This is a genomic window from Chloroflexota bacterium (assembly GCA_009840625.1).
Classification (GTDB): domain Bacteria; phylum Chloroflexota; class UBA11872; order UBA11872; family VXNJ01; genus VXNJ01.
The window spans coordinates 138,457-153,583 of record VXNJ01000010.1; the positions used below are offsets into that span (position 1 = coordinate 138,457).

At 66.4% G+C, this 15,127-nt stretch carries 13 protein-coding genes, 4 tRNA genes and 1 pseudogene; 10 read left to right on the forward strand and 8 right to left on the reverse strand.

What is annotated here, in order from left to right:
• The first annotated feature begins 193 nt into the window (after positions 1-193).
• The gene (locus F4X41_07045) at positions 194-376 is read left to right on the forward strand and encodes a hypothetical protein (protein MYB16775.1); all 183 of its coding nucleotides are present in this window, start codon (positions 194-196) and stop codon (positions 374-376) included.
• A gap of 22 nt (positions 377-398) precedes the next feature.
• On the opposite strand, the gene F4X41_07050 is transcribed toward F4X41_07045, so the two are convergent.
• Together F4X41_07050 and F4X41_07055 are read right to left on the reverse strand one after the other, a co-directional pair.
• Positions 399-482: transfer RNA gene (locus F4X41_07050), tRNA-Leu, on the reverse strand.
• Positions 483-484: 2 nt separating this feature from the next.
• Positions 485-560 (reverse strand) — tRNA-Trp (locus F4X41_07055).
• Positions 561-674: 114 nt separating this feature from the next.
• Between F4X41_07055 and F4X41_07060 the strand changes: the two genes are divergently transcribed.
• Complete coding sequence (locus tag F4X41_07060; protein MYB16776.1) at positions 675-1,508, forward strand: methyltransferase domain-containing protein; 834 nt, start codon at positions 675-677, stop codon at positions 1,506-1,508.
• A gap of 4 nt (positions 1,509-1,512) precedes the next feature.
• Here F4X41_07060 and F4X41_07065 read toward each other — a convergent pair whose 3' ends face one another.
• Entirely contained in the window at positions 1,513-3,195 is a 1,683-nt protein-coding gene (locus F4X41_07065) for a glycerol-3-phosphate dehydrogenase/oxidase (protein ID MYB16777.1), read from the reverse strand.
• Between F4X41_07065 and F4X41_07070 the strand changes: the two genes are divergently transcribed.
• Together F4X41_07070 and F4X41_07075 are read left to right on the forward strand one after the other, a co-directional pair.
• On the forward strand, positions 3,047-4,270 hold the full coding sequence (locus F4X41_07070) for a Gfo/Idh/MocA family oxidoreductase (GenBank protein MYB16778.1): 1,224 nt from the start codon (positions 3,047-3,049) through the stop codon (positions 4,268-4,270). The genes F4X41_07065 and F4X41_07070 overlap by 149 nt on opposite strands.
• 12 nt (positions 4,271-4,282) lie before the next feature.
• Positions 4,283-5,065 carry a hypothetical protein gene (locus tag F4X41_07075; protein MYB16779.1) on the forward strand — a complete coding sequence of 261 codons (783 nt, stop codon included), beginning with the start codon at positions 4,283-4,285 and terminating at the stop codon, positions 5,063-5,065.
• 78 nt (positions 5,066-5,143) lie between these two features.
• Here F4X41_07075 and F4X41_07080 read toward each other — a convergent pair whose 3' ends face one another.
• The 3 genes from F4X41_07080 to ribB form a co-directional block, all read right to left on the reverse strand.
• Positions 5,144-5,875 carry an ankyrin repeat domain-containing protein gene (locus tag F4X41_07080; protein MYB16780.1) on the reverse strand — a complete coding sequence of 244 codons (732 nt, stop codon included), beginning with the start codon at positions 5,873-5,875 and terminating at the stop codon, positions 5,144-5,146.
• A gap of 248 nt (positions 5,876-6,123) precedes the next feature.
• Positions 6,124-6,196 (reverse strand) — tRNA-Asn (locus tag F4X41_07085).
• Between the two features lie 38 nt (positions 6,197-6,234).
• Positions 6,235-6,894 carry a 3,4-dihydroxy-2-butanone-4-phosphate synthase gene (gene ribB, locus F4X41_07090; GenBank protein MYB16781.1) on the reverse strand — a complete coding sequence of 220 codons (660 nt, stop codon included), beginning with the start codon at positions 6,892-6,894 and terminating at the stop codon, positions 6,235-6,237.
• Between the two features lie 152 nt (positions 6,895-7,046).
• Between ribB and F4X41_07095 the strand changes: the two genes are divergently transcribed.
• Positions 7,047-8,345 carry a molybdopterin molybdotransferase MoeA gene (locus F4X41_07095; GenBank protein MYB16782.1) on the forward strand — a complete coding sequence of 433 codons (1,299 nt, stop codon included), beginning with the start codon at positions 7,047-7,049 and terminating at the stop codon, positions 8,343-8,345.
• Here the strand turns inward: F4X41_07095 and F4X41_07100 are convergent.
• Positions 8,342-8,767 carry an RDD family protein gene (locus tag F4X41_07100; GenBank protein ID MYB16783.1) on the reverse strand — a complete coding sequence of 142 codons (426 nt, stop codon included), beginning with the start codon at positions 8,765-8,767 and terminating at the stop codon, positions 8,342-8,344. The two genes, F4X41_07095 and F4X41_07100, sit on opposite strands and share 4 nt — an antisense overlap.
• Positions 8,768-8,910: 143 nt before the next feature.
• On the opposite strand from F4X41_07100, the gene F4X41_07105 reads away from it, so the two are divergent.
• The 3 genes from F4X41_07105 to F4X41_07115 all read left to right on the forward strand — a co-directional run bounded on the left by F4X41_07105 (position 8,911) and on the right by F4X41_07115 (position 12,562).
• Positions 8,911-8,984, forward strand: a tRNA-Val gene (locus F4X41_07105).
• Between the two features lie 108 nt (positions 8,985-9,092).
• Complete coding sequence (locus F4X41_07110; protein ID MYB16784.1) at positions 9,093-11,882, forward strand: penicillin-binding protein; 2,790 nt, start codon at positions 9,093-9,095, stop codon at positions 11,880-11,882.
• On the forward strand, positions 11,882-12,562 hold the full coding sequence (locus F4X41_07115; protein MYB16785.1) for a hypothetical protein: 681 nt from the start codon (positions 11,882-11,884) through the stop codon (positions 12,560-12,562). Before F4X41_07110 ends, F4X41_07115 begins: the two co-directional genes overlap by 1 nt.
• Here F4X41_07115 and F4X41_07120 read toward each other — a convergent pair.
• A complete protein-coding gene (locus F4X41_07120; protein ID MYB16786.1) occupies positions 12,509-13,372 on the reverse strand; it encodes an alpha/beta hydrolase in 864 nt (287 codons plus the stop codon). The two genes, F4X41_07115 and F4X41_07120, sit on opposite strands and share 54 nt — an antisense overlap.
• On the opposite strand from F4X41_07120, the gene F4X41_07125 reads away from it, so the two are divergent.
• Together F4X41_07125 and F4X41_07130 are read left to right on the forward strand one after the other, a co-directional pair.
• Positions 13,333-14,037, forward strand: a complete 705-nt coding sequence (locus F4X41_07125) for a sulfite oxidase-like oxidoreductase (protein ID MYB16787.1) — start codon at positions 13,333-13,335, stop codon at positions 14,035-14,037. The genes F4X41_07120 and F4X41_07125 overlap by 40 nt on opposite strands.
• Positions 14,038-14,040: 3 nt before the next feature.
• Positions 14,041-14,427: pseudogene (locus tag F4X41_07130) on the forward strand (LysM peptidoglycan-binding domain-containing protein).
• Positions 14,428-15,127: the final 700 nt, after the last annotated feature.

Below are 15,127 nucleotides of genomic sequence, written 5' to 3' on the forward strand. Positions count from 1 at the left end.
GAATCGAGCGGCGCACTGGGCCTCAACCGGAGGCGGCGGGTCGCCGAGATTGCTGCCACCGACGGCAATGCGGCGCGCTTAGAATGCAAACCGTGTTCCAAATGTGGAGTGGCCGCAGACCGGTGTCGGGGCGCCGTCCAGGAGGTGGAAATTGGGGTTTTTCGGAAGCAAAAAGTCGTCAGGTGATCTGCCAGTGCGCCACACCGTAAAGGTGATGCCGCGCGAGACGCTGCGTTCGATCTCCGAACGCGAATACGGCGACGAAACCAAGTGGGAAATCATTTTCCAGAAGAACAAGTGGCGCTTCGATGGTGCTGATCCGAACACCATCTATCCGGGGATGGACCTGGATATTCCGGAGATCGACGCCCAGTAAACAGCGTCCCGGCTAGTCGGGGTGCCGAAGGTCGGGTTCGAACCGACACGAGGTTGCCCTCACTGGTTTTTGAGACCAGCGCGTCTGCCAATTCCGCCACTTCGGCCTTGGCAGGAGTGGAGGGACTCGAACCCCCGACCGGCGGTTTTGGAGACCGCTGCTCTTCCAACTGAGCTACACTCCTTCTCGCGCCAATGGTATACGCTGGCGCGCCATGCCGTGACCCAGACTCGCCGAGAATCATTCACCGAGTCTTTCCCCGTGCACCGTCCCAGCACCGCCTTACGGAGTCGCCGCATTGGCTGTTAGCCCTGTTTCCGATCCCGACACCCTACCCGCGTGGCCCAAGGATTTCACCCACTTCTACGAAGCACTTACCGGTGATTTCCGCGGTGACGTGCCCATGTACATCAAGTTGGCCGAGGAGCGCGGCAGCCCGACAATCCTGGACGTTGCCTGCGGCACCGGACGCGTAGCGATCCCGCTGGCCGAAGCCGGCTTCAGGGTCACCGGGGTCGATTTCGACCCTGAAATGGTCAAGCTGGCCAAAGCCAAGGCGGAGCATCTCGAACTGCAGAAGCGGGCGGTCTTTTTTCGCCGTCGAATGCAGGACATGAAACTACGGCGGCGCAACTTCGGGCTCATCCTCCTGGGCGCCGACTCATTGGCGCACCTGCTAAACCCCGCCGACATATTGCTGACGCTGCAAAGCTGTCGCGATCACCTCGATCCCGACGGGTCGCTGTACATCACCTACAAGCAGTCGCCCTATCTGGAGTGCACGGGCAAGTACCACGTCCAGAAAGAGCGCCCCCGGCACGTGTTCAACAAGCACCTGAATGAAACGCTGCAATACAAGGGAACCACGGTGGTCGACCCCAACTTCCAGCGGATCATGTTCCACCACGAGTTCGCCCCGCCGCGAACCGAACGCACGCGCGAGAACACCATCGTCTTCGAGTACAAAACGCGTCCCGTGTTTCCGGGGGAACTATCCCTGCTGCTGGAACACGCCGGGCTGGAAATCACCGCCCGCTGCGGCGACTTCGCGCTCTCTCCGCTGATGCCGCAGAGCGAAAAGCTGATCCTGGAAGCCCGCCACCGCAACCCTCCGGCCAACAACTCCCAGTAACCGTTCAGACCGCGCCGCGGTGCGCCCGGACGGTCGCCAAATAGCTCCCGGCGATCTCCTCGGCCCAGTCTCCGGATCTCCCCAGGAGGTCCGCCAACAAACTGGCCAGCGGCCCTGCCGCGGCCTCGCCGTTACCCTCCTCGACGAGGAAGGTCCGGCGCCGGCGCGCCAGCAGATCCTCGGGCGTCTGCGCCATCTCGTGGGCCACCGCGTAGCGCACTTCGGCCTCGGATAGGTCCGCGCCGGGAATCATCCGGCCGTGTCCGCGCGCGGCGATGCGCGCGATCTCACCCGCCCCTTCGCCGTAGGCGATCCGCAACACCTCGGACCGGCCGGGGTCGGCCACCGAAGCCAGGGCCGATCCGGACGGCTCGCCGATGCGCCGGTTGACCGGAATCCGACCGGTATCGGCCTGCACCGGCGGCGGCAAGCTCGCGCCGAGTTCGGCGGCCACCAGGTCGGCCAGGCGGCGTGCAATCTGGCGGTAGGTGGTGAGCTTGCCTCCGCCGACCGCGATGACCCCGCTGCGCCCCCGCAGGTACCGTTCCCGCCTTGACGTGTCTTCGAGATCGGCGCCTTCCTCGCGAATGAGCGGTCGTACGCCGGCCTGGGCCCCGATGATCGGGGCCTGGCCAATCCCCAGCCCGGGCAGGCGGGCGTCGATCGATTCGATCAGATAGGCGGCCCCTTCCGGGTCCGGCAGCGGATCGGCCAACGGTCCCCGATAGGGAGTGTCGGTGGTACCGATCATCAGCCGGCCATACCAGGGAATGGCAAATATCAGCCTGCCGTCGGAAGGCGCCGAAAGCGTAAATGCGCAGTCGGGTCCGAGCGCGCCGCGCGGCATGAAAAGATGGATCCCCTTGGCCGGGGCTATCACCGGCTCCCAGCCGGGCTCGATCATCCCCATGAGTTCATCCAGCCAGACCCCGGCCGCCAGGACCACCCGGCGGGCGCGCAGGGTGTGCTCGTCCGCGCCGAGGCCGTCGCGCACGATCACCCGGTAATGGCCGGCGGCCGGTTCGATCGCCTGAACCGGAAGGTAATTGGCCAGGCGCGCGCCCAGCGAGGCGGCGGTCTTGGCGACTTGGATTGTCAGCCGCGCATCGTCAGTCAGCGCATCAAAGTACTGATAGGCGCCGCGCGCCCCGCCATTTAGCAGCGGCGCAAAGCGGCTCCGCAGCCGTTCCTGTGAAACCCCCACATTGCGGGAATGACCGCCAAACCCGCCCATCAGGTCGTAGGTTGATAGTCCGACCCGCAACTGCGCGGCTGACCAGGAGCCGCCATAAAAGGGGAGCACAAACGGGAATTCGCTCACGAGTCCGGGGGCCAGCTGCCCCAACCGGCGTCTTTCGTGAGCTGCCTCCTGGACAAGGTCGAACTCGAAGTGGCGAAGGTAGCGCAGGCCCCCGTGGATCAGCTTCGTAGACCGCGAAGACGTGCCGCCCCCGAAGTCGCGCGCCTCAACCAACCCGGTGGACAGTCCGCGCGCGGCGCACTCCAAGGCCACGCCGCAGCCAGTGATCCCGCCGCCGATGATCAGCACGTCGAGCAAGCCCTGGGCCAGGCCCGCCAACGCCTCGCCGCGTTCGCCCAAGGACAGACGCCGTTGGCGGCGGGCGGGCGGTCCATCGGGCCGCGGTTGCGGCGTCAGAACCACAGCGCTTCTAACATTCGCTAGCAATCATGCGGTCAAATTCTGGGCGAAGCTATTGATTCAAACGGCGCCATTACCCCTTGTCGTCGCCGGCCTGGGCGGCATCTCGGGCGATTGGCTTGAAGCATTGGCCGACAACCCTGACTGGGAGCTGGTGGCCGCGTGCGACCCCGATGCGGGGGCCCGGCAGCGCCTGCTGGCAGCGGGCCAGCTACCAGTGGAACGTGTTTATTCCGATCTCGAGATCGCTTTGCGCAACTTCCCGGAGGCGGCGGTCTTGATGCTCACGCCGGCCGAGAATCGATTCTCCGCGGCCCGGCTTTGCCTGGAGCGCGGGCACCCGCTGCTGACCGAAAAACCGATGTCCCTGGACCCGGATCAAGCCCTGGCCCTGGCGGAGACCGCTCGCCGTAGCCAGGTCCCCTTCGCAGTGAATCAGAACTATCGGTACAGCTCCTTCGCCCGGGCGGTGCGGCGGCTGCTGGAGGAAGATGCGGTCGGCCCGATCGCCTTCGTGGAATGCTCGGCCCACCGGATGCTGCCCGCTTACGGTTACCGGGCCCGCGAACGCGACGTAATGCTCTTTGAAATCGGCGTCCACTACATCGATCTGCTTCGTTACTGGTTCGGGTGCGACGTGGCCGCGGTACAGGCGCTGGCGCCCGGCGTGCCGTTCAATTCCCACAGTTCGGCGGCGGTATTCTTCGCCCTGATCGAAATGGAAGGCGGCCAGTCGGCATCGATGTTCGCAAGTCGCGAGAGCCGCGGGCACACCGATACCTACGAAGGCCGGTGGCGACTCTGCGGGCCAGAGGGATCTATCCACGTCAACGACCTGGGTCGCGGATTCGGCGTTTACGTTGACCGCGATCCGGACGGTGTCCCACATCTGGTTCAGGCCAGCGGCGGGACCGAAGACGGTTTCCGGCCACAACTGCAAGACTTCGCCCGCCAGGTGCGCGAGGGTCGGCCGTGTCAGACGCACTGCCTTGATAACCTGCGCACCCTCGCCGCCTGCTTTGCTATTGCCGACGCCTACCGTCTACGGCAGCGGGTGCGCGTTGCCGATCCATTCGAACTACTTGCAGAACCGGCTCCTTGACCGGCGATAGCGATGCGCATCGCGACGTACAACACCTTCGAGGGGGGACGTGCCCAACTGGGGCCGATCCGGGGCCGGGACCGCCTCCTCCTGGACGTTGTCAAGGGAATCAACCCGGACCTTATCGCGATGCAGGAACTGGTCGACTGGCAGGACCACGGTCGCGAACGCTTCGAGAGTTTTGCCAACGCGGCCGGTATGGCCGGGGAGATATTCGTCGGTGAAGGGTTTCCCATCGGCGTTCTCACCCGCCGCCCCTGGCGGATCGCCCGATCGCGGTTCCTGCGCGCGGGCTTCTGGCACGGTCTGGCGCTCGTGGAGCTCGAGGATGGGAAGGGCAGTCTGATTCAGGCCCTGGCCGCGCATCTCTCCCCGCTGGGGCCACGTCAGCGACACGCCGAGGTCGCGGCCGCACTGGACCTTATCGATCCTGCAGCCCCGGCCATCCTGCTTGGCGATCTGAACCTGATCAGCCATTTCGACCACGTTCCGGTGCGGGGACTAACGCTGCCGACATTCGTCCGTCACGCGGCCGGCGGAGCACTCGATCAGCGTGTTTCCCGGATGATCGCCGGTGCAGGATTTGTCGACGCCTACGCGCGATTGCACCCGGAACGCGAGGGACACACAATACCCACCCCAGCCGCTTTCGAATCGCCGTTCTCGCCAGCCCGATTGGACTACATACACGTCTCGCCGGGTCTGGCCGCACGCCTGAGCTCGGCCAGAATCTACCGTCGGCCACCCGCGGCCGAGGCCTCGGACCACTTTCCGCTCGTGGTCGATCTCGATTAGCGAACCGCGCAGGACCCCCAGGAGGCATTACCGCCGGGGGTTTGGGAGTCGTGGTTCGAGCCCGCCGTTTGATTCCCGCTAGCGGGGTTCGCTCATTGCGGGACCGTGGGTGGGAGTTCCCGCCAAGCTTTTTTCCATGCCCCGCCAACCGGCTGCCCGTTCCCGGGCCGATTGCTGCGCGGCCTCGGGATGAATCGTGTGTTGCCCAAAGCAAAGCATCGCCAGGATGTGGGCCGGTCGTTGATGCCAACTTGCCCAGGAAAGCGGCGAATCACCATTCATGTCGCGGGCGTCAACCGCCGCCCCGGCGTCGAGCAGCATTCGGATCGCGTTTTCGCCCCCGTAAGCCGCCGCGCGGCGCAAGGGCGTCTCTGCCTTGGTCCTGCAGTCGCGCATGAAGCTACCGGTTGGAACCGCCGGCGCCGTGGTCGAGTTTGGGTCCGCCCCTGCCGCGAGTAGGACATCGGCAACCAAGTCAAAAACCGGTTGGTCTGATTTGCAGAAAGCTGCGTGCAATGGTGTTTCCAATGTGCCGGGCAGCGGCCGATTGACGTCCGCTCCTTGTTCGATCAGGAATTGACAGAGTTGCCAGTGCCCGTGAAAGGAGGCTCCGTTGAGGTCGAAATTCGCCCCCAGTGCGTCGAGCGACTCTCCGTTGGCCAACAGAAACTTGATCGCGCTGACGTCGCCGTAATAAGCACACCAGCGGATAAGCGACACTCCGGCAGCATCGGTCGAATCAACCGGATTTCCGGAACCCAGATATTCAAATACTGCGTCGGTCCGTCCGCCTGCGATTTGATCAAACATGTCCCGGATTCCCTCGCCCGAAGTTGGCCTTGATTCTGCGATCGATATCAATCGTCGGGCCGAGCGGGTGCAATGCGCAATGCTCTTTTCTTGAGGCACGTACGACACCTGCGCCTGGACGGAATGTCACCACACCCGCCAGGGTGGAAACCCGCCCGGGCGTTGCCATGCCCCGGCAATGCACATGCGCGCGACGGGGGCGGTGGGTAGCAGATTGGCGTTTCCGGGTCGCCCGGACGTGGAGAGGGCTCCTCTGGAAGGACTCGAACCTTCAACCTAGCGGTTAACAGCCGCCCGCTCTACCAATTGAGCTACAGAGGAAAGCGGTCTTGCCGAGCACCGGTGCTCGGCAGCAAATATTAAGCGCTGATTTGTCCCGTCGGCAGCGCCGTCCCGGCTTCCGCGGGGGATTGACTGACCTCCGCGAGGTGTTCGGCGATGCACTGAACCCGGACCATCGGCATTTCGAAGCGGTGCGCGAATTCGATCAGCTCATCCTTGTCCAGCATCTTTCCGTGCCGACCCTGGACTTCGGATATCGCGGCGGCCGGGTAGAGTCCGGCCAGTTTCATCAATTCGATCGCGCCCTCCGTGTGGCCGCGGCGCGCCCCAAGGCCGTCTGGGTGGGCGCGCAGCGGAAAAACGTGGCCGGGGGAGGCGAAGTCGCTGGGCTTGGCCGTCTCGTCAACCAGCGCCCGAATCGTTTTGGCGCGATCCACCGCCGAGCTGCCGGTGGTCGTGCCGTGGCGGTAATCGACGGAGACTGTGAACGCAGTGTGCTCCGGCCCGCTGTTGGCCTTGACCATCAGGTCGATTCCCAGCCGGGCCAATCGGGCCGCAGTCATCGGGATCGTGATCATCGTGCGACAGTGCTCGGCCATGAACGTAATTGCATTGGCGGTGATGAATTCCGCCGCCACTACCACATCGCCCTCGTTCTCGCGGTTGCGGTCGTCGACCAGGATCGCAAGCCCGCCGCGGCGCAGCGACTCGATGGCCTTGGCAAGTTGATCAGACACGCAAAGCCGTTCCGGCTATTTGATTCCGCGAATAGGTGGCATTATATGAATTCGAAGGTCGATCCCCTTCTTGGAGACCCCCTCGGATACGGTCAAAATCGGACTGTCGGCTCACCCCCAATCCGCTTGATTACCCCTATGAAAGGCTCCGTATGGACGACCTGCTGAGCGTCGAGGACGCACTCGGCCGAGTGCTGTCCCTGGCGCGGCCGCTCGGCTCGGAAGAGGTCGCTTTGGAGGCCGCCGCCGGGATGGTCCTGGCCGAGGACATTCGGGCGCGCGCGCCCGTTCCGCCGCACGACAATTCGGCGCTCGACGGGTACGCCCTGCGCGTAGCCGACGTGGCCACGGCCGGCTCGGCATCCCCGGTCCGGCTGGAGGTCATCTACGAGCAGCCGGCGGGCAGCAGCGACCCGCGTCCGGTCGGCCCCGGACAGGCGGTGCGCATCATGACCGGTGCGCCCATTCCGGTCGGCGCCGACGCCGTGGTCGGGTTCGAGGACACCGACCGGGTCGACTGGGGGCGGGCCGGCGAGCAACCGGGCGGCCAGGACCGCTCCACAGTCGCGGTCCTCTGTCCCGCCGAACCCGGCGAAGCGATCCGCCGGGCCGGTGAGGACCTTGCCCCCGGAAGCACCGCGCTGTCCGCCGGCACGGTTGTCACGCCGGGCGCGGTCGGGGTAGCGGCGTCGCTGGGCCGGACCAGGGTGCCGGTGCGGTGCAAGCCCCGCGTGGCGATAGTCCCGACCGGCGATGAAGTCGTCGAAATCGACACCGAGCCGCGCGCCGGCCAGATCCGCAACAACCACGCCTGGGCCCTGGCAGCGCTCGTCGCCCAGCACGGCGGGCGGCCACAACGGCGGCCGATAGTCGCCGACCGGCTCGACGCCGTCCGCGCCGCCCTGCTCGGGGCGGCGGCCGAATCCGACCTGGTGCTCACGATCGGCGGCGTCTCGGTCGGCGATCACGACCTGGTAAAGCACGTCATCGGCCAGCACCACATCGATTTCTGGCGGATCCGGATGAAACCGGGCAAGCCGTTGGCGGCCGGCCGGATCGCCGGGACCCCGGTGCTGGGCCTGCCTGGCAACCCAGTCTCCGGGCTGGTCGTTTTCGAATTGTTCGGGCGCCCGCTGCTGCTGGCCATGCAAGGGCGCACCGACCATCAGCGACCGCTGGTCCGGGCCCGCGCTATCGACGCCATTCCGGGAGACCTGCGGCGCCGGACCTACGCCCGCGTGCTGGTCTGGCAGCGCGACGGCGAATTCCAATGCCGCCCCACCGGCGCCCAGGGCTCGGGGATCATGTCCTCGCTGGCCCGGGCCGACGCGCTGGCGGTGATCCCCGAGGGTTGCGCTCGGGTTGGGCGCGGCGAAGAAGTCGAGATTCAGATGCTCAACTGGCCGGGCATCGCCGCCGGCCCCGGAGAGTCGGCGGCGGCGGACTCCTAGCCCATCACCACCTTGGTCGAGGCCAGATGGTCGTGCCAGCCGCGGGCATCGTCGTCGACCGCCAGCATGATGTAGAAGATCAGATTAACGATTGAAATCGAGCTGAACACTACGTAGAGCAGTTCGCGCCCGATGATGGCGCCGGCGCCGGCTTCCGACCCGTCGGCCGCCACGATCCGGATGCCCAGGATCTTCTTCCCGAAGGTGGCCCGCCACGGCGTCAGTTCCAGGATGAACTTGTAGGCGAAAACCAGCACCAGCACCAACAGTCCGCCGATCAGGAAAATCGCCACCGAGGCCTCGTCGCTGTCGGCGCCGTAGGCCAACACGAACAAAACGACCGCCAACAGGCCGGTGGCAATCGACAGCAGCACGGAGTCGATCAAGAACGCGCCCAGCCGTCGGCCCTTCGATGCAACCATCGCCTAAATCTCCTTCGTCATCACGCCCATGCAAATCAAATTTTGCCGTGCCGCTCTCCGGCCGCCAGCAAGCTTCGGCAGAACCTTTGGCGCAGCCCGGGAAAGGGCACTAGACTCGCACGCTGTGGATCAAATTGCGGCGCGGGCGCATAGCTCAGTTGGCCAGAGCGCACGGTTCACATCCGTGAGGTCACAGGTTCAAGTCCTGTTGCGCCCACCGATACCAGCGGCGGCCGGCCGCCGCTGGCGCAGGGTCGCGGTTGCCCCCAGAATTCCCTAGAAGCCCGTCCGCCCTGCGAACGCGAATCCTATGCTGAACCGCGGCTTGAATCTCCAGCCGGACCGGAGCCGGCGACCCCTGGCGCTGGCGCTGGCGTCGGTCGCGGCGATCGGGCTGGGGCTGGCGGGCGCTTTCGCCGTATTCGTGGCGGGGGCCCTGGTGGGGGCGCTGTTGCTGTCGGCACCCTTCGTCAATTCCATCTTCGAGGACCTGCCGGATGTCGGCGCGGTCGCCGATTTTTCGGATGAACTGTTCGAAAGCACGGTGATCTACTCGGCCGACGGGGTCGAACTAGGCGAACTGATCGACGAAGGCCGCCGCACCCTGCTGGCCCCCGACCAGATCCCGCAGCTGATCAAGGACGCGGTCGTGGCTTCCGAGGACGCCAGCTTCTATGACAACCCGGGGTTCGATCTGCGCGCCGTGGTGCGCGCCGCCTGGCTAAACCTGCGCGCCCAGGACATAGTGTCGGGCTTTTCGACCATTACCCAGCAGGTGGTCAAGAACTCGCTGCTCTCGCCCGAACAGACGTTGGAGCGCAAGCTCCGCGAGGTGGTCCTGGCCTACCGACTCTCCCAGGACCTGGCCAAGGACGAAATCCTGGCCCTGTATCTGAACCAGAACAACTACGGCAACCTCGCCTACGGAATCGCGGCCGCCGCCGATACCTATTTCGGCAAGAGCGTTAACGAACTCAGCCTGGCCGAGGCAGCAATGCTGGTCGGCATACCGCGCGCGCCGACGGCGCTGAACCCCTTCGCCGACCTGGCTTCGGCTACCAGGGTCCAGCACAACGTCCTCGACCTGATGGAGCGCAACCGCTTTGTCACCGCCGACGACGTCCGCGACGCCAAGGCCGAAACCCTGGTGTTTGCGTCGCCGGACCCCGATTTCGGTCCGGCCCCGCACTTCTTCCGCTACGTGGCCGAATACCTGCAGGAGCGATATGGTCCCGACGTGGCCACCCAGGGTTGGCGGGTCAGGACCACGCTGCGGCTCGACGTTCAACGCGAAGTCGAAGCGGTCGTCCGCGAGCACGTCGCCACCCTATTGGCGGGCGGGCACAACGCCCACAATGCCGCGGTGGTGGTGCTCGACCCGGGCAACGGCGACATCCTCATGATGATCGGAAGCGTCGATTTCGGAAACGAAGACATCGACGGCCAGGTAAACATGGCCCTGGCGCCGCGCCAGCCCGGTTCGGCCTTCAAGCCGTTCACCTACGCGACCCTGCTTGAACAGGGCCAGACCCCGGCCACCCTCTTCTACGACGTGCCGGTCTCGATCCCGCAATTCGGAAACGATGAACCCTACGAACCGGGCAATTACGACCTGCGGTTCCGGGGGCCGGTACTGATGCGCTTCGCCCTGGCCAACTCGCTCAACATTCCCGCCGTCAAGGCCCAGCAGCTGGCCGGCGTGGAGGCGACACTGGACACCGCCCGCGCCCTCGGACTGACGGTCGCCGGGGGGCCGGCCGACTACGGGCCGGCGCTCGCGCTCGGCTCGGCAGCGGTTCCGCTGCTTGATCTGGCCAGCGCCTACGGGGCTTTCGGCCAGGGCGGGCTGTACCGTCCGCCGAACCCGATCCTGGAAATAACCGACAGCCGCGGAATCGAAGTCTCGGGGCCACAGCGCCAGGCGCCGCAACCGGCCGTCGACGAACGGGTCGCCTTCCTGATTACCGACATCCTGTCGGACGCCGTATCCCGCCAGGCGGTTTTTGGACCGAACGCAAACATGCTCGTCACCGGGCACCAGGCTGCGGTCAAGACCGGGACCACCAACGATTTCCGCGATGCCGCCACCGCCGGTTATTCGACCCAGCTCGCCGCCGCGATCTGGGTGGGCAATGCCGACAACACCCCGATGACCGACGTTCCCGGCTCGCGGGGGGCATTGCCGATCTGGCACGCGGCCATGGAAATCGCCCACTCTCGGCTGGCCCCCGAGCCGGTACCCTTCGAGCGCCCGCCGGGTCTGATCGACGTTGAGATCGACCCCCTTTCCGGCCTGCTCCCGGGCCCTTTTTCGCCGAACCCGATCAGCGAGGTTTTCATTGCCGGAACCGAGCCTTTCGGCAGCGACGACCTGCATGTGCCGCTGTTGATCCACGGGCCATCCGGCAAACTCGCCGGCCCCGACGCCCCTGCCGCCGAAATCGAAGAAACGATAGCGGTCGCGCTGCCACCCGAAGCCTGGTCGTGGCAGCAGGAACAGGCCAGCGACGATCCGCTCGCGCCGGCACCGCGCGAATACGCTGACGAGCTTGATTTCCTGCGCCCGCCGGCGGGCCTGATCCTGGCCTCCCCGCCGGCCGGGGCGGTGCTCTCCAGCGAGACCGCGGTGCGCGGCCGCGGTGCCGGCGCGACCCTGAGCTACGGACTCGGTCGCCGGCCGTCGGAGTGGCTGCCCCTCCCGGGGCCGGGGCCGGAGGAATCCGACCCGGACGTCCTGGGGCGGTTGCCGGTCGCTGACCTCCCCGACGGCCCCCTCATGCTGCGGGCCCGGATCGAATTCCCCGACGGCAGCAGCGACGAAATCGTGCGCGCGCTGGTCATCGACCGCCAAATGCCGCAAGTCCAATTGGCGGTGTCTGAGCCCGGGCCGCTGATTTCGGCCGGCCCCAATCGGCTGACCGCCCTGGCCAGCGATAACGCCGCGGTCGCGCGGGTCGACTTCTATGTCGACGGGCTGCGCATCGCCAGCGACGCGCTGGCGCCCTACAGCGTCAGCTGGCGAGCTTTCGCCGGCCCGCACACCCTCTCGGCGCGGGCCATCGACACCGCCGGCAATGCGTCCGACTCGGCCATCCTGAGCGTGGTGGCCGCCTGATGCGCATTGACGGTTTCGCCAGCGTCTTTTCGCTCAATCTCTACCGGTACCCGCAGGCCGGCGAACCGCCCGCGGCGGCGCCGGTTGAACAACTCCTGATCACGATGGGAGTCAACGGCGTGGACGCGGCAGTTATCGTCCAGCCCCCGCAGTACGGACTCGACCACTCCTATCTGAGCGCCGCGCTGGAGATGTACCCGGACAAAGTGCGCGCGATCTGCGCCGCCGGCTCGCCGGCGATTGGCCAGGCCGGGGTAATCGGGGCACGATTCGACTCCGCCACCCTATCCGCGGACGCTGAAGCCGCCCAGCGGGTCCTGGACGCCGGCAAGCTGATCTACCTGACCGAGCCGGCCGATGTGAGCGGCTTGGAAGGTGGGCGGTTCTTCCTGGAGGTGCCGCGCTCGGCCGTTACCCGCAGCTCGGTCGGCCGGCTGCTGACCGCCGCCCGCGACCCCCGGATCGGAATCCTGGTCGTCGGCGACAGCCCGGCGGCGGCGGATTTTGCCGAGGCGCTGGCAGGCCTTGAGGATTCGCTGGGTGGCCGGCGCCTGGCCTGGGGATCCGGTTTCCCGGGCAGCGGGGCCTCCGAAGGGTACGCAGCGGCAATTGCCGGCCTGGCCGGTCTAAACGGCGGTCTCTGCTTCGATCCAGCCGATCCGGCCAAGGAACCGGAGTAGTTCCCGGGTCGTATCGCGCAGGCGCGAGTTGCCCTGACTGGCGCCGGCATTGAAGAAGCCGTGATCGGCCCCCGGGTAGGTGATCAGCCGACAGTCCAGGCCGAGCCGGCCGGCCAATCGGTCGAACGCCGACGCCGACGCGCAGGGAATCAGGGCGTCGTCCTCCCCGTGCATGATCAGGGTCGGCGGCAGGTCCGGGCCGAGATGGTGGGCTGCCGAAATCGACTTTGCCGGCCACCCTATCGCCTTTTCGAAAAACTCCACCCGTTCCGGGTCCAGCTCGAAGATCCCGGGCAGCGGCGCCGTGACCAGCAGGGGGTTGTACAGTGCCAGGGCACTGGGCCCCGGGCCGGATTGGGGGCGGGCAAACGTCGACAGACCGGCCGCCAGGTGTCCGCCGGCCGAGCCTCCCGCGGCCGCGATTCGGGCCGCATCCAGGCCCAGCCGCTCCGCGCTGGTGCGCACCAGCGCGAACGCCGCCCGCGCATCTTCGACGCAGTCGGCCGGGGTGACGCCGTCGCGGCTGGCGACGCGGTAATCGGCCAAGATTCCAACCACGCCCGCCGCGGCCAGGGCCCGCGCCTGATAGTCGAACTGGGTCGGCGTGCCGATCCTGTACCCGCCCCCGAAAAAGAACAGGACCGCCGGATGGGCCCGGTCCGCGGCCTTTTCCGGATAGCGGAACCAAAGCCGCAGCAGCCTGTCGCCGACACGCCGGTAGACCACCCACGGCAGCCCCGGCAGATCGGGCGGGTAGGCGTCAACCCGGTATGCGGGTTCAGTCGCCGAAGGGGGCAAAAATTGATCCATCAAATAACCTAGTAATTGGGCCCGCTGCTGATTATCGGGAGGGCGGTTACTTGGACTTGTTCGGCACCAAGTCGCGGGCGGAGCGCCGCGCCGCGCAATTGGCTGCCTACGGCGATCGCGTCCCGCCCGGACAGCACCTGGTCGACAACTGGCCGGTCCTTACCTACGGCCCCACGCCGGACATTCCAATCAGCGCCTGGCAACTAAGCGTCCAGGGCCTGGTGGAAGAGGAATTGACCTTCGACGCCGAGCAGTTCAAGTCACTTGGATACGAGACCTTCCACGCCGATTTCCACTGTGTGACCAGGTTCTCGATGATGGACAACGACTGGTCGGGGGTTCCGGTGAAGCGGCTCATGGAGCGGGTAAATCTGCTGCCGGAAGCCAGTGCGATCATGCTGCACTGCTACGGCGGTTACACCACCAACCTGCTGCTCGAGGACTTCGACCGGCCCGAGAACATATTCGCGTTCGAGCGCAACGGCGAGCCGATCGACCGTGATCACGGGGCGCCGGTGCGGTTGATCGTACCCCATCTGTACGCCTGGAAGAGCGCCAAGTGGCTGGCCGCGATCGAGTTCATCGCCGCCGACCGGCCCGGTTTTTGGGAACTGAACGGCTACCACATGCGCGGCGACCCGTTTGCCGAGGAGCGGTTTGGCTAGAAAATGATGCGCGAATTACGCCGTTACCGGCTGTTTCTGACTTTCTTGCTGGTACCGCTTTTCATCGTCGCCCTGATCGTGATTCTCATTGTGAACGCCTTCTTCGGTGGCGATGCCGGAGAGGTTGATGTGGCGGTGGCGACGCCGACGCCCGCGGTCACCGCCGCACCGGTGGCCACGATCGCACCCGACCCGGACCCGGCAACGGTGGCGCCCGCGCCGGCCACCCCGGCCCCCACGCCGCTGCCCACTGCAATTCCGCCGGTCGTGCAGACCCCGGCGCCTGCTCCGGCGCCGGAGCCCGCGCCGACGCAACCGCCGGCCGGGGTGTACACGGTGCAGTCGGGCGACACCCTTTTCGACATCGCCAGCCGCCTTGGCGTGACCGTCGCCGATCTTGCCGAATACAACGATCTCTCGGATCCCGGCCAGATCTTCGCCGGCCAGGAATTGCAGATTCCGCCCGAAGGCAGCGCCGCGCCTGAACCCGCCGACACCTCGGTCGTGGCCACCGTTTCAACCGGCGGCGCGCAACTCAATGTCCGCGATGCCCCTAGCCTGACCAATTCCCAGGTGGTTACCCAGTTGGCTGACGGCGATCAGGTCCAGCTGACCGGCCAGACCCAGCAGGTCGACGGGGTCACCTGGTACGAAACCGCAAACGGCAACTGGCTGCACGGCGACTTCCTGATCCTCCCCTAGGGATGGGATGGTCGCCGGGCCGGGGTGCTGGGAACCGGCGGACATGACCGATCCGCTCCGGCCGGCCACGGCTGCGGCTGCCGAGTACGCCGCGCATTGCGGCGCCCGCCTGTTTTTCGGCCTGGCGGCGGTCAGCGACTACCCGACGGTGCGCGAGCTGGCCTTCCTCGGCGGGCACGCTGCGTCGCTGGTGGTCGCGTACATACAGGAGGGGCCCGATCCCGATCTGCGGCTGGCCAACCGCGAGCTCGATGCAATCATGCGCGACCTGTTGCCGCTGACCGACGGTCGCCGCAGCCAGCATTCGCACTCCGAATTGCTCGGCCCGGTGAGCGCGGCCGTGGACAGATCATTTCCCGGCTCCCTGGTCGTCCTCCGCGCAGGCGCC